This is a genomic window from Enterobacter sp. ECC-219 (assembly GCF_043966805.1).
Classification (GTDB): domain Bacteria; phylum Pseudomonadota; class Gammaproteobacteria; order Enterobacterales; family Enterobacteriaceae; genus Enterobacter; species Enterobacter cloacae_N.
In genome coordinates this window covers 4,631,564-4,655,121 of the sequence record NZ_CP143680.1, presented here as the reverse complement: position 1 = coordinate 4,655,121, position 23,558 = coordinate 4,631,564, and the positions used below count along the sequence as shown (strand labels likewise).

The window sequence follows — 23,558 nt, the reverse complement described above, 5'->3', positions numbered from 1 at the left end:
GGCGGGGATCTGCGATACTTATCGTTTATCCCCTTTACTGAGATGACTATGCAGTACCCGATTAACGAGATGTTCCAGACCCTGCAAGGCGAGGGTTACTTTACCGGCGTTCCCGCTATTTTCATTCGTTTACAGGGATGCCCGGTTGGCTGTGCCTGGTGTGATACCAAACATACGTGGGATAAGCTCGCAGATCGGGAAGTGTCGCTGTTTAGCATTCTGGCGAAAACCAAAGAGAGCGATAAGTGGGGCGCGGGCAGTCCAGAGGATCTCCTGGCCATTATTGGTCGTCAGGGCTGGACGGCGCGCCACGTCGTGATCACCGGCGGTGAACCCTGCATCCACGATCTGACGCCGCTGACCGAGTTGCTCGAAAAGAACGGCTACAGCTGCCAGATCGAGACCAGCGGCACCCATGAAGTGCGCTGCTCGCACACCACCTGGGTGACGGTATCGCCAAAAGTGAATATGCGCGGCGGATATGACGTGCTGTCTCAGGCGCTGGAGCGCGCGGATGAAATCAAGCACCCGGTAGGGCGCGTGCGTGATATCGAAGCGCTGGATGAACTGCTGGCAACGCTGACGGATGAGAAGCAGCGGGTGATTGCCCTGCAGCCGATCAGCCAGAAAGAGGATGCGACGCGCCTGTGCATTGAAACCTGCATTGCGCGCAACTGGCGCCTGTCGATGCAGACGCACAAGTACCTGAATATTGCCTAAAAAAAAGCCCGGTTTGCCGGGCTTTTTTTTACTCTCCGCGATACACGCAGCCTGCCGTGCAGGTCTCTTTGATCATCACCGCGCTCAGCAGCGGTACCAGCGGCTTCATCTGATCCCAAATCCATTTTGCCAGCACTTCGCTGGTCGGGTTTTCAAGACCCGGGATTTCATTCAGGTAGTAGTGATCCAGACGATCGTAGGTCGGCTTAAACGCGGCCTTCAGCTCGGCAAAGTCCATGATCCAACCGGTATGCGGATCAACTTCACCGGTGATCTCAAGACGCACCATGAACGAATGCCCGTGCAGGCGGCCGCATTTATGCCCTTCAGGCACATGCGGAAGGTGGTGGGCGGCTTCGAAGGTGAAATCTTTAAACAGTGTGGTGGACATGATCGCTCTCAGTAATGCGGAAAAAACCGCCGCATAGTACCGGAAAGCACAATTTTTAGCATTAACTAAAACGGCTCTGAACGACACCAGCCTCACATTCAGGGGCTTTATCTATTTTTATTATTGCATTTCAATAGGTTATTTAATCGTTTTTATCGTTAAGAACGATAACTAAAACAGGTTAGTCCATTTGGTTATTTATTATTTCCATCCCTTCTTTAATTGTTATTATCCACGCCGTTAACCTTATCTTCAGTTTGGATTTATTCGCTTAAAGTCCGCTTGGCTACTGGAACATAACGACGCATGACAACACAGGCCCCACCTTCAAATTTGCTTCCCTTGAACCCGGAGCAACTGGCGCGCCTTCAGGCTGCCACCTCTGATTTTTCTCCCACTCAGCTTGCCTGGGTCTCCGGTTATTTCTGGGGAATGCTCAACCAGCAGCCTGGCGCTGTGGCAGGCGCACCGGCAACGGCCGTGGAAATTCCGGCCATTACGCTGATCAGCGCCTCGCAAACGGGCAACGCACGCCGCGTGGCCGAAGCGCTGCGTGACGACCTGCTGGCCGCCAAACTGAATGTGAACCTGGTCAACGCCGGGGATTATAAATTCAAGCAAATCGCGTCAGAAAAACTGCTGGTGATGGTGGCTTCTACGCAGGGTGAAGGTGAACCTGCTGAAGAAGCGGTGGCGCTGCATAAGTTCCTGTTCTCGAAAAAAGCGCCGAAGCTGGATGGCACTGCGTTTGCCGTATTTGGCCTGGGTGATACCTCCTATGAATTCTTCTGCCAGTCCGGTAAAGACTTCGACAGCAAGCTGGCGGAGCTGGGCGCGGAGCGCCTGCTGGATCGCGTGGATGCGGATGTCGAGTACCAGACCGCCGCCGCCGAATGGCGCGCGCGCATCGTTGAGGTGCTGAAAGCGCGTGTGCCGAAAGAGACGCCGGCGCAGGCCGCCGTGACCGCTGCAGGCACCGTCAATGAGATCCACACCAGCCCCTACACCAAAGAGGCGCCGCTGACGGCGAGCCTGTCGGTGAACCAGAAAATTACCGGTCGCGACTCGGAAAAAGACGTGCGCCATATTGAAATCGATCTTGGCGACTCCGGCCTGCGCTATCAGCCTGGCGATGCGCTGGGCGTCTGGTATCAGAACGATCCGGCGCTGGTGAAAGAGCTGGTGGAACTGCTGTGGCTGAAGGGTGATGAGCCTGTCACCGTGGACGGCAAAAGGCTGCCGCTCTCCGAGGCGCTGCAGTGGCATTTCGAGCTGACGGTGAACACCCCGAATATCGTTGAAAATTACGCCACCTTAACGCGCAGCGAATCGCTGCTGCCGCTGGTGGGCGATAAGGCGAAGCTGCAGCATTACGCCGCGACAACGCCGATTGTCGATATGGTGCGTTTTTCTCCGGCACAGCTGGATGCCGACGCGCTGATCGGTCTGCTGCGTCCGCTGACCCCACGCCTGTACTCCATTGCCTCTTCCCAGGCGGAAGTGGAAAGCGAAGTTCACGTTACCGTCGGCGTGGTGCGCTACGACATCGAAGGCCGCGCTCGCGCGGGTGGCGCGTCAAGCTTCCTGGCCGATCGCGTGGAAGAAGAGGGCGAAGTGCGCGTCTTTATCGAGCACAACGACAACTTCCGCCTGCCGGCGAACCCTGAGACCCCGGTCATCATGATTGGACCGGGCACCGGCATTGCGCCGTTCCGCGCCTTCATGCAGCAGCGTGCTGCAGACGAAGCGCCGGGCAAAAACTGGCTGTTCTTCGGCAACCCGCACTTTACCGAAGATTTCCTCTACCAGGTTGAGTGGCAGCGCTACGTCAAAGAAGGCGTACTGACCCGCATTGACCTGGCCTGGTCCCGCGACCAGAAAGAAAAAATATACGTACAAGACAAACTGCGCGAACAGGGCGCAGAGCTGTGGCGCTGGATCAATGACGGTGCCCACATTTATGTCTGCGGCGACGCCAATCGCATGGCGAAAGACGTTGAGCAGGCACTGCTGGAAGTGATTGCCGAGTTCGGCGGTATGGATGCCGAAGCGGCGGATGAATTTTTAAGTGAGCTGCGCGTTGAGCGCCGTTATCAGCGAGATGTCTACTAATGAGCGAAAAACATCCAGGGCCACTGGTGGTCGAAGGTAAACTGACAGACGCCGAGCGCATGAAGCTGGAAAGCAACTATCTGCGCGGCACCATTGCTGAAGATCTGAATGACGGTCTCACCGGCGGCTTCAAAGGCGACAACTTCCTGTTGATCCGCTTCCACGGCATGTATCAGCAGGACGACCGCGATATCCGCGCCGAGCGAGCTGAACAGAAGCTGGAGCCTCGCCACGCCATGCTGCTGCGCTGCCGCCTGCCGGGCGGGGTGATCACCACCAAACAGTGGCAGGCGATCGACAAGTTTGCCGGTGAAAATACAATTTATGGCAGCATCCGCCTGACCAACCGTCAGACCTTCCAGTTCCACGGCATTCTGAAGAAGAACGTCAAGCCGGTTCACCAGATGCTCCACTCCGTCGGGCTGGACGCGCTGGCGACCGCCAACGACATGAACCGTAACGTGCTCTGCACCTCGAACCCGTACGAGTCCGAGCTGCACGCCGAAGCGTATGAGTGGGCGAAGAAGATCTCCGAGCACCTCCTGCCGCGCACCCGCGCCTACGCGGAGATCTGGCTCGATCAGGAGAAAGTCGCCACCACCGACGAAGAACCGATCCTCGGTCAGACCTACCTGCCGCGTAAGTTTAAAACTACCGTGGTGATCCCGCCGCAGAACGATATCGATCTGCACGCCAACGACATGAACTTCGTGGCGATTGCCGAAAACGGCAAGCTGATTGGCTTTAACCTGCTGGTGGGCGGCGGCCTGTCTATTGAGCACGGTAACAAGAAAACCTACGCCCGCACCGCAAGCGAGTTCGGTTTCCTGCCGCTGGAGCACACGCTGGCCGTGGCAGAAGCGGTGGTGACCACCCAGCGCGACTGGGGCAACCGTACCGATCGTAAAAACGCGAAAACCAAATACACCCTCGAGCGCGTGGGCGTGGAGACGTTCAAAGAGGAAGTGGAGCGTCGCGCGGGGATCAAATTTGAGCCGATCCGCCCTTACGAATTCACCGGTCGCGGCGATCGCATCGGCTGGGTGAAAGGGATCGATAATAAATGGCACCTGACGCTGTTTATTGAAAACGGCCGTATTCTGGATTATCCGGGCCGTCCGCTGAAAACCGGTCTGCTGGAAATTGCGAAGATCCACAAAGGCGAGTTCCGCATTACCGCTAACCAGAACCTGATCGTTGCCGGCGTGCCGGAGAGCCAGAAGGCGAAGATCGAGAAGCTGGCGCGCGATCACGGGTTGATGGATGCGGTCAAACCGCAGCGTGAAAACTCGATGGCCTGCGTGTCGTTCCCGACCTGCCCACTCGCGATGGCCGAAGCGGAACGTTTCCTGCCGTCATTCACGGATAAAGTGGAAGCGATTCTGGAAAAACACGGTATTCCGGACGAGCATATTGTTATGCGCGTGACGGGCTGCCCGAACGGCTGCGGTCGAGCGATGCTGGCCGAACTGGGGCTGGTAGGCAAAGCGCCGGGTCGCTATAACCTGCACCTGGGCGGTAACCGTATCGGCACGCGCATTCCGCGCATGTTCCGCGAGAACATCACCGAGACGGAAATTCTTGATTCCATCGACGAGCTTGTCGGGCGCTGGGCGAAAGAGCGCGAAGCGGGTGAAGGCTTCGGCGACTTTACGGTGCGTGCGGGCATCATTCGCCCGGTGCTCGATCCCGCAAGGGATTTCTGGGAATAACCACGAGAGGTAATTATGTCCGTACTCGATCTAAATGCCCTGAATGAACTGCCAAAAGTCGAACGCATTCTTCAGCTTTCAGAAACTAACGCCCACCTTGAAACGCTGGATGCCGAAGGGCGCGTGGCGTGGGCGCTGGAAAACCTGCCGGGAGACTATGTACTCTCGTCGAGCTTTGGTATTCAGGCGGCAGTCAGCCTGCATCTGGTGAATCAGATCCGTCCGGACATTCCGGTGATCCTCACCGATACCGGCTACCTGTTCCCGGAAACCTATCAGTTTATTGACGAGCTGACGGACAAGCTCAGGCTGAACCTCAAAGTCTACCGCGCCACGGAAAGCGCGGCCTGGCAGGAGGCGCGCTACGGCAAGCTGTGGGAGCAGGGCGTTGAGGGCATTGAAAAATACAATGAGATCAACAAAGTTGAGCCGATGAACCGGGCGCTGAAAGAGCTAAACGCGCAGACCTGGTTTGCCGGCCTGCGCCGCGAGCAGTCGGGAAGCCGCGCCACGCTACCGGTGCTGGCGGTTCAACGCGGCGTGTTCAAAGTGCTGCCGATTATCGACTGGGATAACCGGACGGTGTATCAGTATCTGCAAAAACACGGGCTGAAGTACCATCCGCTGTGGGACCAGGGCTATCTGTCGGTGGGCGACACCCACACCACGCGCAAATGGGAACCGGGAATGGCGGAAGAAGAGACGCGATTCTTCGGGCTGAAGCGCGAGTGCGGGCTACACGAAGGGTAATCCTTTATCCTCCCTCTCCCGGTGGGAGAGGGTTGGGATGAGGGCATCAGGCCGCGCTACACTTAAAAAACTCAGGCTTTCCCCGCTTTCGCCAGCTCCTTCACCAGCGGCAGCATCACCTTCACCACGTCGCGGCTGCGGTGTTCAATCCGCTGCGGCAGGGCACTGTCTATGTGCTGCTGGTTATCCAGTTGCACATTATGCCAGCTGGTCCCGTCCGGGAACGCTTTCGATTTAGCGCGCTGCTGATAGCCATCTTTTTTGCCCAGCGCCCAGTTCGTCGCCTCGACGTACAGCACCGGAATGCCTGCCTTATCAAACACTTCTCCGTCATTACAACAGCCAGTGCCTTTTGGATAATCCGGGTTACCGCCTGGGTTTGTCGCGGCATAGACGCCATGCGTACGGGCAAGCGCCAGCGCGCGGTCGCGGGTGAGTTTACGCACGCTGCTCGGCGTGCTCTGTCCGCTATTAAAATAGAGCTTATCGCCCACTATCAGGTTATCGAGGTTAATCACCAGCAGCGTATTTTTCTTCTCCTCGGCGCTCATCCGTTTAAGGAGATTCTCAGCGCCGAGTTTCCCTTCTTCTTCGCCGCTGGTCGCCACAAAGCGAATACCGTATTTCGTCGGGATATTCTTAAGGCGTTCAGCCAGTTCAAGCATCACGCCGAGACCCGCTGCGTTGTCGTCCATGCCCTGCAGCGTCAGTCCCCCAAGGTTATTATCAATATCGGCGTCGCTCATTGGCGCGTAGGTATCCAGGTGAGCCATGATAATGATCTGCTCAGCCGCCTTTCCTTCGTGCGCTGCAATCACCGTACTGCCGGTCACGTTATGCCAGTTCTGCGTTTTATTGCGTGAGGTATAGATGTAGCGGCTGTGAAACGAGCGAATATCACTCTGGTAGCCCATCTGTGCAAACTGCTGGCGAATATAGTCGGCGGAGAGCATCTCCGCGGGTGAACCGGTCATGCGGCCAGGGAAAACCGTCGCAATATGCCGCGCCTGCATAGTGGCGATTTCACCATAAGGTTGATTTTTTGCCTGAGCCGGAAGGATAAAGCAAACGCCGAGCGCCAGGGCAGCAATACGGTGGCGCGTTGCGGAAAACATAGTGAGTCCTTAAAAACAGAGCAAAATAATAACGTGCATAGTATGAAACTGTGATCGTCCATACACAATTTGAATTGCTCTTAAATGCCCGAAATGTCGCGAGTTAAGCACTTTTTGGTATTTGCTTTTTCACGTCGTTATTCCATTGAGTAACTACTCATTCCAATTCGTAATTTCATTCGATCTAAGCCGCCCCCTATAGTCCCTCTATTCCTCGTTGTTAGTGAGTTGTTGCCTGTGGACTATCTGCCCCTTTTTGCCGCCTTAAAAGACCGACCGGTACTGGTTGTCGGCACGGGTGAAATTGCCGATCGCAAAATCGCGTTTCTGCAGCGTGCAGGGGCACAGGTGCGTGTCGTTGAAGAGGCGGATTTCGACGAGTCACAACTCGACAGTGTGGTGCTGGTGATTGCGGCAACTGAAAATCGGGAACTGAACCGGCGTGTCTCTGAAGCCGCCCAGGCCCGTCACCGTCTGGTGAACGTGGTGGACGACCAGCCTTTATGCTCGTTTATCTTCCCGTCGATCGTTGACCGTTCGCCGCTGCTGGTGGCGATCTCCTCCGGCGGCACCGCGCCGGTGCTGGCGCGCGTGCTGCGGGAAAAAATCGAAGCGCTGCTGCCGACCAGCCTCGGACGCATGGCGGAGAAAGCCAGCTACTGGCGCAACCATTTAAAAAACCGTCTGACCAGCGTGACGGAACGCCGTCGCTTCTGGGAGCGCGTGTTTCGCGGCCGCTTTGCCAGCCTGATGCAGGCGGGAAATGAAACGGCGGCGCAGAAAATTCTCGAAGACGAACTGGATAACCCCGGCAGTACGGGCGGGGAGATCGTTCTGGTGGGGGCCGGGCCGGGCGATGCCGGGCTGCTAACACTGCGCGGCCTGCAGGTTTTGCAGGACGCGGACGTGGTGTTTTACGACCATCTGGTCACCGACGGCGTGCGCGAGCTGATCCGGCGCGACGCAGAGCAAATCTGCGTCGGCAAGCGGGCGGGCGAGCACTCCGTGCCGCAGCACGATACCAACCAGATGCTGATTGCCGCCGCGAAAGCGGGCAAAACCGTGGTGCGCCTGAAAGGGGGCGACCCGTTCATTTTCGGTCGCGGCGGCGAAGAGCTGCAGGCGGCAGCCGAAGCGGGCGTGCCGTTCCAGGTGGTGCCCGGCATCACGGCGGCGTCAGCCGTTACGGCCTACGCCGGTATTCCGCTGACCCATCGCGATTACGCACAAAGCGTCACCTTTGTTACCGGCCACTACAAGGCCGACAGCACGCCGTTCGACTGGTCGCATCTCGCCCAGAGCCGCCAGACGCTGGCGATATACATGGGCACGATGAAGGCCGCAGACATCAGCGAGCAGCTTATTCAGCACGGTCGCGAGGCGACGACGCCGGTAGCCGTGATCTCTCGCGGTACGCGCGTCGATCAGCATGTCGCTATCGGCACATTACAAGACCTTGCAACCCTGGCGAAAGATGCCCCGATGCCTGCCCTGATCGTGGTGGGTGAAGTGGTGCAGCTGCACAGCACGCTCGCCTGGTTCCAACACACAACCGATGCAGAAGGCTTTGGTTCTTCTGTTGTAAATTTGGCTTAAGGAACGGTTATGGACCAAAAACGACTTACTCACCTGCGGCAGCTTGAAGCGGAAAGTATCCATATTATCCGCGAAGTGGCAGCCGAGTTTTCTAACCCGGTGATGATGTACTCCATCGGTAAAGATTCCAGCGTCATGCTGCATCTGGCGCGTAAAGCGTTTTATCCGGGCACGCTGCCGTTCCCGCTGCTGCACGTGGATACCGGCTGGAAATTCCGCGAAATGTATGAATTCCGCGACCGTACCGCGAAAGCCTACGGCTGCGAGCTGCTGGTGCATAAAAATCCGGAAGGGGTGGCGATGGGCATTAACCCGTTCGTGCACGGTAGCGCCAAGCACACCGATATCATGAAAACCGAAGGGCTGAAGCAGGCGCTGAACAAATACGGTTTCGATGCGGCTTTCGGCGGCGCGCGCCGTGATGAAGAGAAATCCCGCGCCAAAGAGCGTATCTACTCCTTCCGCGATCGCTTCCACCGCTGGGACCCGAAAAACCAGCGCCCGGAGCTGTGGCACAACTACAACGGCCAGATCAACAAGGGCGAAAGCATTCGCGTCTTCCCGCTCTCCAACTGGACCGAGCTGGATATCTGGCAGTACATCTATCTGGAAAATATTGAGATCGTGCCACTTTATCTGGCCGCCGAGCGCCCGGTGCTGGAGCGCGACGGCATGCTGATGATGATCGACGACGATCGCATCGACCTGCAGCCGGGTGAAGTGATCAAAAAACAGATGGTGCGTTTCCGTACCCTCGGCTGCTGGCCGCTGACCGGCGCGGTGGAATCCAACGCGCAGACGCTGCCGGAGATCATCGAAGAGATGCTGGTGTCCACCACCAGTGAGCGACAGGGGCGCGTGATTGACCGCGACCAGGCAGGCTCCATGGAGCTGAAGAAACGTCAGGGTTATTTCTAAGGAGCCGCCATGAACACCACTATTGCTCAACAAATTGCCAACGAAGGCGGCGTCGAAGCGTATCTGCATGCGCAACAGCACAAAAGCCTGCTGCGTTTTCTGACCTGCGGCAGCGTGGATGACGGGAAAAGTACCCTGATTGGCCGCCTGCTGCACGATACGCGCCAGATTTATGAAGATCAGCTCTCTTCCCTCCATAACGACAGCAAGCGTCACGGTACCCAGGGCGAAAAACTCGACCTGGCGCTGCTGGTGGACGGCCTGCAGGCGGAACGCGAGCAGGGCATCACCATTGACGTGGCCTACCGCTACTTCTCGACCGAAAAGCGCAAATTTATTATTGCCGACACGCCAGGGCACGAGCAGTACACCCGTAACATGGCGACCGGCGCCTCTACCTGCGATCTGGCGATTCTGCTGATGGACGCGCGTAAAGGCGTGCTGGATCAGACCCGCCGCCACAGCTTTATCTCGACGCTGCTGGGGATCAAACATCTGGTGGTGGCGGTCAACAAGATGGATCTGGTGAACTTCAGCGAAGAGAAATTCGAGGAGATCCGCCAGAGCTACCTGACCTTTGCCGAACAGCTGCCGGGCAACCTGGATATTCGCTTTGTGCCGCTTTCGGCGCTGGAAGGCGATAACGTCGCCTCACAGAGCGCGAACATGCCGTGGTACAGCGGCCCGACGCTGCTGGAAGTGCTGGAGACCGTTGAGATCCAGCGCGTGGTCGACACCCAGCCGATGCGCTTCCCGGTGCAGTACGTTAACCGTCCTAACCTCGATTTCCGCGGCTTCTCCGGCACTATCGCCTCCGGCGCCGTGAAGGTGGGGCAGCGCGTCAAGGTGCTGCCATCGGGTGTGGAGTCGGCTATCGCTCGCATCGTGACGTTCGACGGTGACCTGCAGGAAGCCGGGGCAGGGGAAGCGGTCACGCTGGTGCTGAAAGACGAAATTGACATCAGCCGCGGCGACCTGCTGGTCGACGCGCAGGAGACGTTGGCGGCGGTGCAGGGCGCGTCCGTGGACGTGGTGTGGATGGCCGAACAGCCGCTGACAGCAGGCCAGAGCTACGACATCAAAATTGCGGGCAAGAAAACCCGCGCCCGCGTGGACGGCATTCAGTTCCAGGTGGACATCAACAACCTGACCCACCGTGACGTGAGCGAGCTGCCGCTGAACGGTATTGGCCTGGTGGATCTGATCTTCGACGAGCCGCTGGTGCTGGATCCGTATCAGCAGAACCCGGTAACCGGCGGGCTGATCTTTATCGACCGTCTGACGAACGTTACCGTCGGCGCGGGGATGGTGCGTGAGCCAAACGAGCAGGCGACCGCGGCCTCTGAATTCAGCTCCTTCGAACTGGAACTTAACGCGCTGGTACGTAAGCACTTCCCACACTGGGGCGCCCGCGATCTGCTGGGAGGTAAGTAATGGCCGCCCATGATGAGAACGTCGTCTGGCATCCTCATCCGGTCACCGTCGCTCAGCGCGAACAGCTCCACGGCCACCGTGGGGTTGTGCTGTGGTTTACCGGGCTGTCCGGCTCCGGCAAATCCACGGTAGCGGGCGCGCTGGAAGAGGCGCTGCATCAGCAGGGAGTGAGTACCTACCTGCTGGATGGCGACAACGTGCGTCACGGCCTGTGCAGCGATTTGGGGTTCAGCGACGACGACCGTAAAGAGAACATTCGCCGGGTGGGGGAGGTTGCCAGCCTGATGGCGGACGCCGGGCTGGTGGTGCTGACGGCGTTTATCTCACCGCACCGCGCCGAACGCCAGATGGTGCGCGAGCGCGTGGGCCAGGATCGCTTTATTGAAGTGTTTGTCGATACGCCGCTGGAGATCTGTGAAGCGCGCGATCCGAAAGGGCTGTATAAAAAAGCGCGTGCCGGCGAGCTGCGAAACTTCACCGGAATTGACTCGGTTTACGAAGCGCCTGAATCGCCTGAGATTCATCTGAAGGGTCAACAATTGGTAACAAATTTAGTAAGCCAATTATTAGACCTGCTCAGACGGGACGATATTATCAGATCCTGAGGCGGTATCGTTCGGGAGCTGTCTTCCCGAACGATGAGTCACGGTCACAGGATTAGCTATGCGCAACAGTGAAAACTACATTATCACCACCGGGTCGGAACCGTTAACCACCGATGACGAGACGACCTGGTCCTTCCCTGGGGCGATAGTCGGCTTTGCGTCGTGGTTACTGGCGCTGGGTATCCCGTTTTTGATCTACGGGGGTAACACCCTTTTCTTTTTTCTCTACACCTGGCCCTTCTTCCTGGCGCTGATGCCCGTTGCGGTCGTTGTTGGGGTTGCGCTGCACTCCCTTTTCAACGGCAAGCTCCTGTATAGTGCGGTTATCACGATTGCCACCGTTGTCGTCATCTTTGGTCTGCTGTTTTTATGGCTGATGGGCTAACTTGCGACATAATTAAAACCCCGCAGTAGAGTCGAACGGAAAGTTATGGGATGATGATGCCGTTTTTTCAGGGGGCAGGATGGGTAAACTAACGCTGCTGTTGCTGGCTTTGCTAATCTGGCTGCAATATTCGCTGTGGTTCGGTAAAAACGGACTGCACGACTACAGCCGGGTGAGCGATGACGTCGCGGCTCAGCAGGCAACAAACGCCAAACTTAAGGCGCGTAACGATCAACTCTTTGCTGAAATTGATGACCTCAATGGCGGACAAGAGGCGATTGAGGAACGCGCGCGCAATGAACTCAGTATGACTAAGCCGGGCGAAACCTTTTATCGTCTGGTTCCGGATGCGTCTAAACGCAATCAGGGCTCAGCACAAAACAATCGATAATCAGGCCCAGGATTACGACATGGCAGCAACTTTTTCGGACGTATGTGCCGTGGTGCCGGCCGCAGGTTTTGGCCGGCGCATGCAGACAGAATGTCCCAAGCAGTACCTCTCAATTGGCGATAAAACGATCCTCGAGCACGCCGTGGCGGCGCTGCTGGCGCACCCGCGGGTGACGCACGTGGTCATCGCCATCAGTTCCGGCGATGCGCGTTTTGCGCAGCTGCCGCTGGCAAACCACCCACAGATTACCGTTGTCGATGGCGGTGCCGAGCGCGCCGATTCCGTGCTGGCAGGCATTCAGGCTGCCGGAAACGCGCAGTGGGTACTGGTGCATGACGCGGCGCGTCCGTGTCTCCATCAGGACGATCTGGCACGCCTGCTGGCGCTGAGCGAAACCAGCAAAGTGGGTGGCATTCTGGCCGCGCCGGTGCGCGACACCATGAAGCGCGCCGAGCCGGGCATGCATGCTATCGCCCACACCGTTGAGCGCGTCGACTTATGGCACGCGCTGACGCCGCAATTTTTCCCCCGCGAACTGCTCCACGACTGCTTAACGCGTGCGCTTAACGAAGGTGCGACCATCACGGACGAAGCCTCCGCGCTGGAGTATTGCGGTTTTCACCCAACGCTTGTTGAAGGACGCGCTGATAATATAAAAGTGACGCGCCCGGAAGATTTACAGCTCGCGGAATTTTATCTTACCCGTTCGACCCATCAGGAGAAGGCATAATGCGAATTGGACACGGTTTTGATGTACACGCCTTTGGAGGCGTTGGCCCAATTATCATTGGCGGCGTACGTATTCCTTACGAAAAAGGGCTGCTGGCGCATTCTGATGGCGACGTGGCGCTGCATGCGCTGACCGACGCGCTGCTCGGCGCTGCCGCGCTCGGCGATATCGGCAAGCTGTTCCCGGACACCGATCCGGCCTTTAAAGGAGCAGACAGCCGCGAACTATTGCGCGAAGCGTGGCGCCGCATTCAGGCCAAGGGTTACACCCTCGGCAACGTCGACGTGACGATTATTGCCCAGGCCCCGAAAATGCTGCCGCACATTCCGCAGATGCGCGTGTTCATCGCCGAAGATCTGGGCTGCCATATGGACGACGTCAACGTCAAAGCTACCACCACGGAGAAACTGGGCTTTACCGGTCGTGGCGAAGGGATCGCCTGTGAAGCCGTGGCGCTGCTGGTGAAGGCAACAAAATGACGGACTTCGATAACCTGACGTATCTGCACGGTAAGCCGCAGGGGAACGGTGTGCTGAAAGCCAGCCCGGAGGATTTCCTCGTGGTGGAGGATCTGGGCTTTGAGCCGGATGGCGAAGGCGAACATATCCTGGTGCGTATTCTGAAAAATGGCTGCAATACCCGCTTTGTGGCCGACGCGCTGGCAAAATTCCTCAAAATTCATGCCCGCGAAGTGAGCTTTGCCGGGCAGAAAGATAAACATGCCGTCACCGAGCAGTGGCTCTGCGCGCGCGTGCCCGGCAATACGATGCCTGATTTAAGCAAATTTGAGCTTGAAGGCTGTAAGGTGCTGGAGTACGCCCGCCACAAGCGCAAGCTGCGCCTGGGAGCGTTGAAAGGCAACGCGTTTACGCTGGTGCTGCGCGAAGTGTCTGACCGTGAAGACGTTGAAAAACGCCTGAATGCCATTAATGACCGCGGCGTACCGAACTACTTTGGCGCGCAGCGCTTTGGCATTGGCGGCAGCAACCTGCAGGGCGCGCTGCGCTGGGCGCAAAGCGATGCACCGGTGCGCGACAGGAATAAACGCAGTTTTTGGTTGTCGGCGGCCCGCAGCGCGTTGTTTAATCAGATTGTGAGCGAAAGGCTGAAAAAACCGGACGCGAATCAAGTTGTTGTTGGCGATGCGCTACAATTAGCGGGACGCGGAAGCTGGTTTGTTGCAACGGCCGAAGAAATGGCCGATGTCCAGGCGCGCGTGGATGCCAAAGCGCTGATGATTACCGCAGCTTTGCCGGGCTCAGGCGACTGGGGCCCCCAGGGCGATGCGCTGAGCGCAGAGCAGTCGGCGGTGGCGGATGCGCCAGAATTACAATCCTTGCTGGTGCGGGAAAAAGTCGAAGCAGCACGCCGCGCGATGCTGCTCTATCCGCAGCAGTTAAGCTGGAACTGGTGGGATGACGTAACCGTCGAGTTACGCTTCTGGCTGCCGGCAGGTAGCTTTGCCACCAGTGTTGTCAGGGAACTTATCAACACCTCGGGTGATTATGCGAATATTGCTGAGTAACGATGACGGGATCCACGCGCCGGGCATTCAGACCCTGGCGAAGCACCTCCGTGAATTTGCGGATGTGCAGGTTGTGGCTCCCGATCGTAACCGCAGTGGAGCGTCTAACTCGCTGACGCTGGAGTCGTCGCTTCGCACCTTTACCTTTGAAAATGGCGATATTGCCGTGCAGATGGGCACGCCAACCGACTGCGTCTTTCTGGGCGTGAACGCGCTGATGCGGCCGCGTCCGGATATCGTCGTCTCCGGCATCAACGCCGGGCCGAACCTTGGCGATGACGTGATTTACTCCGGAACGGTAGCGGCGGCAATGGAGGGGCGCCATCTGGGGTTCCCGGCGCTGGCGGTCTCGTTAAACGGCCACACGCACTACGATACCGCCGCCGCAGTGACCTGCTCGATCCTGCGGGCGCTCGGCCGCGAACCGCTGCGTACCGGACGTATTCTCAACATCAACGTGCCGGATCTTCCTCTCAATGAAATTAAAGGCATTCGCGTTACGCGATGCGGAAGCCGACATCCGGCCGATCAGGTGATCCCGCAGCAGGATCCTCGCGGCAACACGCTTTACTGGATAGGGCCTCCTGGCGATAAGTGCGATGCGGGTCCGGACACCGATTTTGCCGCCGTGGATGAAGGCTACGTCTCGGTTACCCCGCTGCACGTAGATTTAACCGCGTATAGCGCGCATGATGTTGTGTCGGGCTGGCTGGATCGCGCAGGAGTGAACGCGCAATGGTAAGCAAACGTGTACAAACTCTTCTGGAACAACTTCGCGCACAGGGGATCCGCGACGAGCACGTGCTTGAGGCGCTCGCTCAGGTCCCGCGTGAGAAATTTGTAGACGAGGCGTTTGAACACAAAGCGTGGGAAAACGTGGCGCTGCCCATCGGGCAAGGCCAGACGATTTCGCAGCCTTACATGGTGGCACGAATGACGGAGCTGCTGGAGCTCACGCCCGACTCACGCGTGCTGGAGATTGGCACCGGGTCGGGGTATCAGACCGCCATCCTGGCGCATCTGGTCCATCATGTCTGTTCCGTTGAGCGGATCAAAGGTTTGCAGTGGCAGGCGCGTCGTCGCCTGAAACAACTTGATTTACATAATGTTTCGACACGACACGGTGATGGATGGCAGGGTTGGCAGGCTCGCGCCCCGTTTGACGCTATCATCGTGACGGCGGCTCCGCCTGAAATTCCCGCTGCGCTCTTGTCGCAGCTGGATGAGGGGGGCATTCTTGTTCTGCCCGTTGGGGACGAGCAGCAGCTGCTGAAGCGCGTTCGTCGGCGCGGCGACGAGTTTATTATCGACACCGTGGAAGCCGTGCGCTTTGTGCCTCTGGTAAAGGGGGAGTTGGCCTGAGACTCGGATTTATCCAGGGTTATTAAGGCAAATTCAGCGTATGGTGTGGCGCGAAAGATTCGTGTCATTACGGTAAATTTTAAGTCACTGGTAGTTAACACATTCCTGGGGGATAAATGAGCGCGGGAAGCCCTAAATTCACCATCAGCCGTGTTGCGGCATTATCACTGGTTTCGCTCTGGCTGGCAGGCTGTACAAGTTCTAATAACGCGCCTGCGCCCGTCAGTTCCGTCGGGGGAAACAGCGGCTCCGGTAACACGTCCAGCGGAATGTTGATCACGCCTCCGCCTAAAATGGGCACTGCTGCGCCGCAGCAAACACCACAAATTCAGCCTGTGCAACATCCTGTTACACAGCCAACGCAGATTCAGCCAGTTGAACAGCCTGTTCAGACCCAAAATGGCCGCATAGTCTATAACCGCCAGTATGGGAACATTCCGAAAGGCAGCTATACCGGCGGCAGCACCTATACCGTGAAGCGCGGCGATACGCTGTTCTACATTGCCTGGATCACCGGGAACGATTTCCGTGACCTCGCGCAGCGCAATAACGTCCAGGCCCCGTATGCTCTGGAAGTTGGCCAAACGCTCCAGGTGGGCAACGCAACGGGTACGCCTCTGACGCCTGGCAACACGGTTTCAGCGGCCGACGTGACGGCTCAAAATAACAGCGTTAAGCCTGCACAAAAATCCACCACGGTGGTTGCTTCACAACCTGTAATTACGTATTCTGAGGATTCAGGTGATCAGACTGCTAACAAAATGTTGCCGAATAATAAAGGGACTGCGACTGTTGTCACAGCACCGACCACGGCACCTGTGGTTAGCTCTACTGAACCGACTGCAAGCAGTCAGAATGCCAGTTCGTCCATCACCGCATGGCGCTGGCCAACCGACGGCAAGATTATCGAGAACTTCGCAACCTCTGAGGGTGGAAACAAAGGGATCGATATCGCAGGCAGTAAAGGACAGGCTATCATCGCGACCGCAGACGGACGCGTTGTGTATGCCGGTAACGCTCTGCGCGGTTACGGTAATCTTATTATCATCAAACATAATGATGATTACCTGAGTGCCTACGCCCATAACGACACAATGCTGGTCCGGGAACAACAAGAAGTTAAGGCGGGGCAAAAAATCGCTACCATGGGTAGCACCGGAACCAGTTCTACACGCTTGCATTTTGAAATTCGTTACAAGGGGAAATCCGTAAACCCGCTGCAGTATTTGCCGCAGCGATAAATTGACGGGGCATGCCAGCCAGGGTGTCTCGTTCAGGGATCACGGGTAGGAGCCACCTTATGAGTCAGAATACGCTGAAAGTTCATGATTTAAATGAAGACGCGGAATTTGATGAGAACGGAGCAGAGGCTTTTGACGAAAAAGCCTTAGTAGAAGAGGAACCCAGTGATAACGATTTGGCTGAAGAAGAGCTGTTATCGCAGGGCGCCACACAGCGTGTACTGGACGCGACTCAGCTTTACCTTGGGGAGATTGGTTACTCCCCACTGCTAACGGCCGAAGAAGAAGTCTATTTCGCACGTCGTGCTTTGCGTGGTGATGTTGCCTCGCGTCGTCGCATGATTGAAAGTAACCTGCGACTGGTCGTGAAAATTGCCCGCCGTTACGGCAATCGTGGTCTGGCTCTGCTGGATCTGATTGAAGAGGGCAACTTAGGTCTCATCCGCGCAGTTGAGAAGTTTGACCCGGAACGCGGGTTCCGTTTCTCAACCTACGCGACCTGGTGGATTCGTCAGACCATCGAACGGGCTATTATGAACCAGACCCGTACGATCCGCCTGCCGATCCACATCGTCAAAGAGTTGAACGTCTATCTGCGTACCGCGCGCGAGTTGTCCCATAAACTGGACCACGAGCCAAGCGCAGAAGAAATTGCCGAACAACTCGACAAACCAGTTGATGACGTAAGCCGTATGCTGCGTCTCAACGAGCGCATTACCTCCGTTGACACCCCTCTGGGTGGCGACTCCGAAAAAGCGCTGCTGGACATCCTGGCCGATGAAAAAGACAACGGTCCGGAAGACACCACGCAGGACGATGACATGAAGCAGAGCATCGTCAAATGGCTGTTCGAACTGAACGCCAAACAGCGTGAAGTGCTGGCACGTCGTTTCGGTTTACTGGGGTATGAAGCTGCGACACTGGAAGACGTCGGCCGCGAAATTGGCCTGACCCGTGAACGTGTTCGTCAGATTCAGGTAGAAGGTCTGCGCCGCCTGCGTGAAATCCTGCAGGGGCAAGGTCTGAATATCGAAGCGCTGTTCCGCGAATAAGCAACCTTTCGTCAAAAAAGGCCCGTCGTGAGACGGGCCTTTTTCTTTTGTGTTACGGCTGTGCCGCCGTTTCGTGCAGCAGACGCCACGTTATTTTGTCGCCTTCCTGACTGAGCACCGCGGTCGACCAGCGCACGTTGACGGGCAGGTCTGGCCGGGTTTGCGTCTCCCGGTAGTGCAGCACCGCGCCGTGGGGCCACGCCTGTCGCGTCGTTAATTCATCAATAACGATCTTCAGTCCGGGACGGCTTCCGCGCTGACTGTGCAGAAAGCCCACAAGGCCGTCATAGTCGACATGGACGCCGCCCGGCGGGATCATCAGAAAATCTGGACGAAAGCGGGCGAGCAGGGCGTCGGAATCGCCTTCACCTTTGCCTAACCAGTCTTCAAGCGCAATGTGGAGGTCGATAATCTCGTGTTCGAAAGGCGTCATAAATTCTCCTGTCGCAGCTGGGTCAGCAGCTGCGTATTGTTAAGACGAAAAACGTACAGTACAGGCAGCAAGGTCATGCCTGCGGCAAAAATAAACATCCCGTGCCAGGCGGCGAGCGGTGCCAGATAACTCTGCGCCAGACTCAGGGCCTCTGCCAGCAGGAGGGCGCCGGCAAAAAAGCTCAGCTGACGATTGAGATTCCACAGCGCGCTGGCATCCGGCATCTCTTCCCGGCTCATCGTCAGAAAAGCGCTGCTCTGAGCTGTACTGCTGCACAGGCTTCCCCCCGCGCCCATCAGGGTAAACGCAACGACAGGAAGCAGCGTAGCCGAGCTGACGTGAATCAAAATCAGGATACCCGTCGCCTGCAGCAGGCAGCCGATGACAATCAGCGGCTGGGGGCCGATACGGTTAAAATAGCGTCCCGTCGCCGTGATGGCGATAAACGATGCCACGGACCAGGGCAGCATGAGCATTCCCGCTGCGGCTGGGCTCATGTTCGCCTCGTGCTGAAGATAAAACATGCCCGTAACGTTCACCCCAATAAACATGCCGGGCACGCATAAATAGACAAGCATAGAAAAACGCAAAAGCGGGTCCGCGAGCAACCGCAGGTTGAGCAGTCTGGCCGCTTTCATCGCGGGTATTTCGTGTTTAAGCCACAGGCAGGCCAGCACAAAGGTCACGATGGCCACCGGGAGCGTGGCGAAAAATATCCAGCGCCAGCTCACTGCCTCTACCAGCACGCCTCCGAGCGCAGGGGAACAGGCGGGAGCAAGCAGCGCCACCAGCATCACCGCCGAGGAGAGTCTGGCACGCTCGTGAGGCTGAAACTGTTGCCAGGTCAGCGCCTGTCCGACGGGGATGAGTAAGCCTCCGCCCACGCCCTGCAGCACGCGCCAGGCAATCAGACTTTCCAGCGTTGCAGACAAGCCTGCCGCAGCAGAAGCCGCGCTGAACAGAAAAAGCGAGAGCAGGATGACGCGCTTTGGTCCGACGCGGCGCGTGAGCATGCTGCTGAACGGGATCGCCAGCGTCAGGCCGGCAATGTACCCGTTACTCACCCAGGCAAGCGCTGAAGGCGTGGCGTTAAGGGCATGCGCCATCGCCGGAAAGGCGACGCTGGCAATAAACATGTTGATCAAATCAAGAAAAAAGCCCAGCAGATAGACAGCGGCGACTTTACTGCGATACGTCATGGTGGATCCTCCCGTGAGGTGGCGTATCGTATCGGCCCCGGAAGTACGGATAAACCTGACAAAGCGCGATATACTGTCAAAAAAATTTTTACAGTAAAAGGCGTGAGGATGATTAACCTACAGCGGACGCAGATGTTTGTTGCGGTGGCCGATACCGGCAGCTTTACTGCCGCAGCCGATGCGCTGGGCCTGACAAAAGCCGTGGTCAGCTTCAATATTCGCCAGCTCGAAGCCGAGCTGGGGGTTACGCTGCTGCTGCGCTCCACCCGCCGCCTGACGTTAACCGAGGCGGGAGCGCTTTTTCATCAGCGCAGCGTGGCGCTTCTGAAGGACGCAGAACGGCTGCAGGATGATGTTCGCGCAAATCATGCGGGACTCACGGGTGAATTGCGGATCACCACCACGCCTGAGTACGGTTCACGGGTCGTGGTACCGTTGCTGGCCAGGTTTAGCCAGATGCACCCGGAGCTTCGCGTGCGTCATGTTTCGTCTTCACTCCATGCCGACCTTATCTCAGAGCGCTTTGACGTGGCTATCCGGTTGGGAACGCTTACCGATTCACGCTACCACGCCGCATTGATTTCACATTTTTCTATCCTGCCCGTCGCGACGCCCGAGTGGCGGGTTAATCATCCGGTTGAATCGCTTGAGCAACTGGTGCACGCCGACTGGATTATTCACGAGCGCTTAGCTTCGCCGCTGCGCTGGCAGGTGAAAGATGCCAGCGGTGCGCCTGAAATGCTGGAGATAAAAAAAGCGCCGCGCCTGTTTGCCGACAGTGCTCAGGCGCTTATGGCCTTTGCGCTCGCGGGAAGTGGCGTGGCGTTACTGCCTGAATGGCTGGTGCGCGATGCGCTTGATGCGGGAAAACTGATCCCGGTTTTACCGGACTATACCTTTACGCGGCAGGGCATCTACGCGGTTTATCCCGATGCCCGGCATGTGCCCGCGAAAGTGCGCACCTTTATCGATTTTATGCGCACCAGCGTCAATTAATCGTGCATCATCTTTTTGATGAGCGCAGAGAACTGCTCCCGTTCGGCCTTATTAAGACGCCCTAAAAACGCCTCATCCACCTCGTTGCCGACCGGCTGGCAGTTTGCAAGCAGGGCTTCGCCTTCCTGCGTCAGGAAGACAAACCGGCGGCGCTTATCTGCGGGATCGTGCTCGCGTTTGACCAGACCGCGCGCCTCCATTCGGCTGAGCATCTCCGCCAGAGTCGCCTTCGTGCTGACCGCCACTTCGGTCAATGCCACCTGCTCAATGCCCGGGTGCTCGGCAATGGAGCGCATAACCGCATACTGCGGCTTGGTCAGTTCCGGCAGGGCATGTTGCCACTTAGCGGTATGCTGTTGAAAAAGCTGACGTAACAGGTGGAACGCCTCTTGTCTTAGTTCCATGAACACTCCGACAGAAAATATCACCTCCTATGATAGCCGCTAAAGCCCGGGATGATAACGCGGGATTTTTTAGCAATTAGTGTGATCGTGTACGAACAATCTTGTCAGTAGAGCGATCCGGGAGTAGTTTATCTACAATGTTCGTACACGAACAAATTGATTGAGGTGATGAATGAGATTGATCGTGGGAATGACAGGAGCAACGGGGGCTCCGCTGGGCGTGGCGCTGCTGCAGGCGCTGAGGGAAATGCCGGAGGTGGAGACCCATCTGGTCATGTCGAAGTGGGCAAAAACAACCATTGAGCTGGAAACGCCTTACAGCGTGCAGGACGTTGCTGCGTTGGCTGACGTTGTTCACAGCCCGGCTGACCAGGCCGCCACCATCTCCTCCGGCTCGTTTCGCACCGACGGCATGATCGTCATTCCCTGCAGCATGAAAACGCTGGCGGGGATCCGCGCGGGCTACGCCGAAGGGCTGGTGGGCCGTGCGGCAGATGTGGTGCTGAAAGAGGGGCGTAAGCTGGTGCTCGTTCCCCGCGAAACGCCGCTCAGCACCATTCATCTGGAGAACATGCTGGCGCTTTCCCGCATGGGCGTGGCGATGGTGCCGCCCATGCCTGCGTATTACAACCACCCGCAAACCGCCGATGACATCACCCAGCATATCGTAACCCGTGTGCTCGACCAGTTTGGTCTGGAGCACAAAAAGGCGCGCCGATGGAACGGGTTGCGGGAGGCGAAACATTTTTCACAGGAGAACAAAGATGGCATTTGATGATTTGAGAAGCTTCCTGCAGGCGCTCGATGAGCAAGGGCAACTGCTGAAAATTGAGGAAGAGGTGAATGCGGAGCCGGATCTGGCGGCGGCAGCCAACGCCACAGGCCGTATTGGGGACGGCGCGCCCGCGCTGTGGTTCGACAATATTCGTGGCTTTACCGATGCCCGCGTGGTGATGAACACCATCGGCTCGTGGCAAAACCACGCCATTTCGATGGGGCTGCCAGCGAATACCCCGGTAAAAAAACAGATCGACGAGTTTATTCGCCGCTGGGACAAATTCCCCGTTACGCCGGAGCGCCGCGCTAACCCGGCCTGGGCGCAAAATACCGTCGACGGTGAAGACATTAACCTGTTCGATATCCTGCCGTTGTTTCGCCTGAACGACGGTGACGGCGGTTTTTATCTCGATAAAGCGTGCGTTGTCTCGCGCGATCCGCTCGACCCGGACCATTTCGGCAAGCAGAACGTCGGGATCTACCGCATGGAGGTCAAGGGCAAGCGCAAGCTCGGCCTGCAGCCGGTACCGATGCACGATATCGCCCTCCATCTGCACAAAGCGGAAGAGCGCGGGCAAGATCTGCCGATCGCGATTACTCTCGGCAACGACCCGATCATCACCCTGATGGGCGCCACGCCGCTGAAATACGATCAGTCTGAGTATGAAATGGCCGGCGCGCTGCGCGAAAGCCCGTACCCGATTGCCACCGCGCCGCTGACCGGCTTCGACGTGCCGTGGGGGTCTGAAGTGATCCTGGAAGGGGTGATTGAAGGCCGCAAACGTGAAATCGAAGGGCCGTTCGGCGAGTTTACCGGACACTATTCCGGTGGCCGTAATATGACGGTGGTCCGTATCGACAAAGTTTCTTACCGCACCAAACCGATCTACGAATCCCTTTACCTTGGCATGCCGTGGACCGAGATTGACTATCTGATGGGACCAGCCACCTGCGTGCCGCTTTACCAGCAGCTGAAGGCGGAATTCCCGGAAGTGCAGGCGGTGAACGCGATGTACACCCACGGTCTGCTGGCTATTATCTCCACCAAAAAACGCTACGGTGGTTTTGCCCGCGCGGTCGGTTTACGCGCCATGACCACGCCGCACGGTCTGGGCTACGTGAAGATGGTGATTATGGTGGATGAGGATGTCGATCCGTTCAACCTCCCGCAGGTGATGTGGGCGCTCTCATCGAAGGTCAATCCGGCAGGGGATCTGGTGCAGCTGCCGAACATGTCGGTGCTTGAACTCGACCCAGGCTCCAGCCCGGCGGGCATTACCGACAAACTGATTATTGATGCCACCACGCCTGTTGCACCGGACACCCGTGGCCACTACAGCCAGCCGGTACAGGATCTGCCTGAAACTAAAGCCTGGGCTGAAAAACTGACCGCGATGCTGGCAGCACGCCAATAAGGAGGAAAAGATGATTTGTCCACGTTGTGCCGATGAGCATATTGAAGTGATGGCGACGTCACCGGTGAAAGGGATCTGGACCGTTTACCAGTGCCAGCATTGTCTTTATACCTGGCGCGATACCGAACCGCTGCGTCGTACCAGCCGCGAGCATTACCCGGAAGCGTTCCGCATGACGCAGAAGGATATTGATGAAGCACCGCAGGTGCCGACGATCCCGCCGCTGTTGTAAAAAAAAGCCCGGTGGCGCTGCGCTTACCGGGCCTACGGGTTTTGTAGGTCGGGTAAGGCGAAG

Annotated in this window: 26 protein-coding genes; 21 read left to right on the top strand and 5 right to left on the bottom strand. The window is 57.4% G+C overall.

The window, feature by feature from the left end; all coding sequences use genetic code 11:
• Positions 1-48 precede the first annotated feature (48 nt).
• Positions 49-720, top strand: a complete 672-nt coding sequence (gene queE / locus V1603_RS22150) for a 7-carboxy-7-deazaguanine synthase QueE (protein ID WP_116343477.1) — start codon at positions 49-51, stop codon at positions 718-720.
• 28 nt (positions 721-748) lie between these two features.
• On the opposite strand, the gene queD is transcribed toward queE, so the two are convergent.
• Complete coding sequence (gene queD / locus V1603_RS22145; protein WP_014885039.1) at positions 749-1,111, bottom strand: 6-carboxytetrahydropterin synthase QueD; 363 nt, start codon at positions 1,109-1,111, stop codon at positions 749-751.
• Positions 1,112-1,417: 306 nt separating this feature from the next.
• Between queD and cysJ the strand changes: the two genes are divergently transcribed.
• From cysJ to cysH, 3 genes are read left to right on the top strand one after another with little or no spacing between them, the layout of a single operon-like run.
• The gene (gene cysJ / locus V1603_RS22140) at positions 1,418-3,223 is read left to right on the top strand and encodes an NADPH-dependent assimilatory sulfite reductase flavoprotein subunit (protein WP_395313275.1); all 1,806 of its coding nucleotides are present in this window, start codon (positions 1,418-1,420) and stop codon (positions 3,221-3,223) included.
• On the top strand, positions 3,223-4,935 hold the full coding sequence (gene cysI, locus V1603_RS22135) for an assimilatory sulfite reductase (NADPH) hemoprotein subunit (protein ID WP_116343475.1): 1,713 nt from the start codon (positions 3,223-3,225) through the stop codon (positions 4,933-4,935). The genes cysJ and cysI overlap by 1 nt, the downstream gene beginning before the upstream one ends.
• Positions 4,936-4,950: 15 nt before the next feature.
• Entirely contained in the window at positions 4,951-5,685 is a 735-nt protein-coding gene (gene cysH / locus V1603_RS22130) for a phosphoadenosine phosphosulfate reductase (protein ID WP_116343474.1), read from the top strand.
• 71 nt (positions 5,686-5,756) lie between these two features.
• Here cysH and V1603_RS22125 read toward each other — a convergent pair whose 3' ends face one another.
• Complete coding sequence (locus tag V1603_RS22125; RefSeq protein WP_116343473.1) at positions 5,757-6,800, bottom strand: aminopeptidase; 1,044 nt, start codon at positions 6,798-6,800, stop codon at positions 5,757-5,759.
• A 246-nt stretch (positions 6,801-7,046) separates the two neighbouring features.
• Here V1603_RS22125 and cysG point away from each other — a divergent pair, with 246 nt between their 5' ends.
• The 13 genes from cysG to rpoS all read left to right on the top strand — a co-directional run bounded on the left by cysG (position 7,047) and on the right by rpoS (position 18,039).
• Positions 7,047-8,396 (top strand): siroheme synthase CysG, encoded by a 1,350-nt coding sequence (gene cysG / locus V1603_RS22120; RefSeq protein WP_192982835.1) that lies wholly within the window; start codon positions 7,047-7,049, stop codon positions 8,394-8,396.
• A 9-nt stretch (positions 8,397-8,405) separates the two neighbouring features.
• Complete coding sequence (gene cysD / locus V1603_RS22115; protein WP_008499613.1) at positions 8,406-9,314, top strand: sulfate adenylyltransferase subunit CysD; 909 nt, start codon at positions 8,406-8,408, stop codon at positions 9,312-9,314.
• 9 nt (positions 9,315-9,323) lie between these two features.
• Positions 9,324-10,748, top strand: coding sequence for a sulfate adenylyltransferase subunit CysN (cysN, locus tag V1603_RS22110; protein WP_395313274.1), 1,425 nt, complete (start codon positions 9,324-9,326; stop codon positions 10,746-10,748).
• Positions 10,748-11,353, top strand: a complete 606-nt coding sequence (gene cysC, locus V1603_RS22105) for an adenylyl-sulfate kinase (protein WP_080330141.1) — start codon at positions 10,748-10,750, stop codon at positions 11,351-11,353. Before cysN ends, cysC begins: the two co-directional genes overlap by 1 nt.
• Positions 11,354-11,411: 58 nt before the next feature.
• The gene (locus V1603_RS22100; RefSeq protein WP_192982541.1) at positions 11,412-11,738 is read left to right on the top strand and encodes a DUF3561 family protein; all 327 of its coding nucleotides are present in this window, start codon (positions 11,412-11,414) and stop codon (positions 11,736-11,738) included.
• Between the two features lie 79 nt (positions 11,739-11,817).
• A complete protein-coding gene (ftsB, locus tag V1603_RS22095) occupies positions 11,818-12,129 on the top strand; it encodes a cell division protein FtsB (RefSeq protein WP_008499609.1) in 312 nt (103 codons plus the stop codon).
• A gap of 19 nt (positions 12,130-12,148) precedes the next feature.
• On the top strand, positions 12,149-12,859 hold the full coding sequence (gene ispD / locus V1603_RS22090) for a 2-C-methyl-D-erythritol 4-phosphate cytidylyltransferase (RefSeq protein WP_116343470.1): 711 nt from the start codon (positions 12,149-12,151) through the stop codon (positions 12,857-12,859).
• Positions 12,859-13,338 (top strand): 2-C-methyl-D-erythritol 2,4-cyclodiphosphate synthase, encoded by a 480-nt coding sequence (ispF, locus tag V1603_RS22085; protein ID WP_116343469.1) that lies wholly within the window; start codon positions 12,859-12,861, stop codon positions 13,336-13,338. Before ispD ends, ispF begins: the two co-directional genes overlap by 1 nt.
• Positions 13,335-14,384 (top strand): tRNA pseudouridine(13) synthase TruD, encoded by a 1,050-nt coding sequence (gene truD, locus V1603_RS22080; protein ID WP_192982538.1) that lies wholly within the window; start codon positions 13,335-13,337, stop codon positions 14,382-14,384. Before ispF ends, truD begins: the two co-directional genes overlap by 4 nt.
• Positions 14,365-15,126, top strand: coding sequence for a 5'/3'-nucleotidase SurE (surE, locus tag V1603_RS22075; protein ID WP_028014238.1), 762 nt, complete (start codon positions 14,365-14,367; stop codon positions 15,124-15,126). Before truD ends, surE begins: the two co-directional genes overlap by 20 nt.
• Positions 15,120-15,746 (top strand): protein-L-isoaspartate(D-aspartate) O-methyltransferase, encoded by a 627-nt coding sequence (locus V1603_RS22070; RefSeq protein ID WP_116343467.1) that lies wholly within the window; start codon positions 15,120-15,122, stop codon positions 15,744-15,746. Before surE ends, V1603_RS22070 begins: the two co-directional genes overlap by 7 nt.
• Before the next feature lie 116 nt (positions 15,747-15,862).
• Complete coding sequence (gene nlpD / locus V1603_RS22065) at positions 15,863-16,987, top strand: murein hydrolase activator NlpD (protein WP_041908436.1); 1,125 nt, start codon at positions 15,863-15,865, stop codon at positions 16,985-16,987.
• A gap of 59 nt (positions 16,988-17,046) precedes the next feature.
• Positions 17,047-18,039, top strand: a complete 993-nt coding sequence (gene rpoS, locus V1603_RS22060) for an RNA polymerase sigma factor RpoS (RefSeq protein ID WP_013098493.1) — start codon at positions 17,047-17,049, stop codon at positions 18,037-18,039.
• 52 nt (positions 18,040-18,091) lie between these two features.
• Here rpoS and V1603_RS22055 read toward each other — a convergent pair whose 3' ends face one another.
• Positions 18,092-18,472: a DUF4440 domain-containing protein gene (locus V1603_RS22055; protein WP_163330088.1), complete on the bottom strand. Its 381-nt coding sequence runs from the start codon at positions 18,470-18,472 to the stop codon at positions 18,092-18,094.
• The gene (locus V1603_RS22050) at positions 18,469-19,671 is read right to left on the bottom strand and encodes an MFS transporter (protein WP_233003247.1); all 1,203 of its coding nucleotides are present in this window, start codon (positions 19,669-19,671) and stop codon (positions 18,469-18,471) included. The genes V1603_RS22055 and V1603_RS22050 overlap by 4 nt, the downstream gene beginning before the upstream one ends.
• A 108-nt stretch (positions 19,672-19,779) precedes the next feature.
• Here V1603_RS22050 and V1603_RS22045 point away from each other — a divergent pair, with 108 nt between their 5' ends.
• Entirely contained in the window at positions 19,780-20,667 is an 888-nt protein-coding gene (locus V1603_RS22045; protein ID WP_395313273.1) for a LysR family transcriptional regulator, read from the top strand.
• Here V1603_RS22045 and V1603_RS22040 read toward each other — a convergent pair.
• Positions 20,664-21,071 (bottom strand): MarR family winged helix-turn-helix transcriptional regulator, encoded by a 408-nt coding sequence (locus V1603_RS22040; RefSeq protein ID WP_116343463.1) that lies wholly within the window; start codon positions 21,069-21,071, stop codon positions 20,664-20,666. The genes V1603_RS22045 and V1603_RS22040 overlap by 4 nt on opposite strands.
• A 172-nt stretch (positions 21,072-21,243) precedes the next feature.
• Between V1603_RS22040 and V1603_RS22035 the strand changes: the two genes are divergently transcribed.
• From V1603_RS22035 to V1603_RS22025, 3 genes are read left to right on the top strand one after another with little or no spacing between them, the layout of a single operon-like run.
• On the top strand, positions 21,244-21,846 hold the full coding sequence (locus V1603_RS22035; protein ID WP_116343462.1) for a non-oxidative hydroxyarylic acid decarboxylases subunit B: 603 nt from the start codon (positions 21,244-21,246) through the stop codon (positions 21,844-21,846).
• Positions 21,836-23,263, top strand: a complete 1,428-nt coding sequence (locus tag V1603_RS22030) for a non-oxidative hydroxyarylic acid decarboxylases subunit C (RefSeq protein ID WP_395313272.1) — start codon at positions 21,836-21,838, stop codon at positions 23,261-23,263. The genes V1603_RS22035 and V1603_RS22030 overlap by 11 nt, the downstream gene beginning before the upstream one ends.
• A 10-nt stretch (positions 23,264-23,273) precedes the next feature.
• Entirely contained in the window at positions 23,274-23,495 is a 222-nt protein-coding gene (locus V1603_RS22025; protein ID WP_059311755.1) for a non-oxidative hydroxyarylic acid decarboxylases subunit D, read from the top strand.
• The last annotated feature ends 63 nt before the right edge of the window (positions 23,496-23,558 follow it).

Excerpts from the sequence above, each read along its gene's own strand:
- ispF (WP_116343469.1), top strand. The coding sequence starts at position 12,859 with ATGCGAATTGGACACGGTTTTGATGTACACGCCTTTGGAGGCGTTGGC.
- cysN (WP_395313274.1), top strand. The coding sequence starts at position 9,324 with ATGAACACCACTATTGCTCAACAAATTGCCAACGAAGGCGGCGTCGAA.
- V1603_RS22040 (WP_116343463.1), bottom strand. The coding sequence starts at position 21,071 with ATGGAACTAAGACAAGAGGCGTTCCACCTGTTACGTCAGCTTTTTCAA.
- truD (WP_192982538.1), top strand. The coding sequence starts at position 13,335 with ATGACGGACTTCGATAACCTGACGTATCTGCACGGTAAGCCGCAGGGG.
- V1603_RS22050 (WP_233003247.1), bottom strand. The coding sequence starts at position 19,671 with ATGACGTATCGCAGTAAAGTCGCCGCTGTCTATCTGCTGGGCTTTTTT.
- queE (WP_116343477.1), top strand. The coding sequence starts at position 49 with ATGCAGTACCCGATTAACGAGATGTTCCAGACCCTGCAAGGCGAGGGT.
- V1603_RS22035 (WP_116343462.1), top strand. The coding sequence starts at position 21,244 with ATGAGATTGATCGTGGGAATGACAGGAGCAACGGGGGCTCCGCTGGGC.
- cysH (WP_116343474.1), top strand. The coding sequence starts at position 4,951 with ATGTCCGTACTCGATCTAAATGCCCTGAATGAACTGCCAAAAGTCGAA.
- cysD (WP_008499613.1), top strand. The coding sequence starts at position 8,406 with ATGGACCAAAAACGACTTACTCACCTGCGGCAGCTTGAAGCGGAAAGT.
- V1603_RS22030 (WP_395313272.1), top strand. The coding sequence starts at position 21,836 with ATGGCATTTGATGATTTGAGAAGCTTCCTGCAGGCGCTCGATGAGCAA.
- cysC (WP_080330141.1), top strand. The coding sequence starts at position 10,748 with ATGGCCGCCCATGATGAGAACGTCGTCTGGCATCCTCATCCGGTCACC.
- V1603_RS22045 (WP_395313273.1), top strand. The coding sequence starts at position 19,780 with ATGATTAACCTACAGCGGACGCAGATGTTTGTTGCGGTGGCCGATACC.
- V1603_RS22070 (WP_116343467.1), top strand. The coding sequence starts at position 15,120 with ATGGTAAGCAAACGTGTACAAACTCTTCTGGAACAACTTCGCGCACAG.
- V1603_RS22025 (WP_059311755.1), top strand. The coding sequence starts at position 23,274 with ATGATTTGTCCACGTTGTGCCGATGAGCATATTGAAGTGATGGCGACG.
- rpoS (WP_013098493.1), top strand. The coding sequence starts at position 17,047 with ATGAGTCAGAATACGCTGAAAGTTCATGATTTAAATGAAGACGCGGAA.
- ftsB (WP_008499609.1), top strand. The coding sequence starts at position 11,818 with ATGGGTAAACTAACGCTGCTGTTGCTGGCTTTGCTAATCTGGCTGCAA.
- V1603_RS22055 (WP_163330088.1), bottom strand. The coding sequence starts at position 18,472 with ATGACGCCTTTCGAACACGAGATTATCGACCTCCACATTGCGCTTGAA.
- surE (WP_028014238.1), top strand. The coding sequence starts at position 14,365 with ATGCGAATATTGCTGAGTAACGATGACGGGATCCACGCGCCGGGCATT.
- cysI (WP_116343475.1), top strand. The coding sequence starts at position 3,223 with ATGAGCGAAAAACATCCAGGGCCACTGGTGGTCGAAGGTAAACTGACA.
- V1603_RS22125 (WP_116343473.1), bottom strand. The coding sequence starts at position 6,800 with ATGTTTTCCGCAACGCGCCACCGTATTGCTGCCCTGGCGCTCGGCGTT.
- queD (WP_014885039.1), bottom strand. The coding sequence starts at position 1,111 with ATGTCCACCACACTGTTTAAAGATTTCACCTTCGAAGCCGCCCACCAC.
- cysJ (WP_395313275.1), top strand. The coding sequence starts at position 1,418 with ATGACAACACAGGCCCCACCTTCAAATTTGCTTCCCTTGAACCCGGAG.
- V1603_RS22100 (WP_192982541.1), top strand. The coding sequence starts at position 11,412 with ATGCGCAACAGTGAAAACTACATTATCACCACCGGGTCGGAACCGTTA.
- ispD (WP_116343470.1), top strand. The coding sequence starts at position 12,149 with ATGGCAGCAACTTTTTCGGACGTATGTGCCGTGGTGCCGGCCGCAGGT.
- nlpD (WP_041908436.1), top strand. The coding sequence starts at position 15,863 with ATGAGCGCGGGAAGCCCTAAATTCACCATCAGCCGTGTTGCGGCATTA.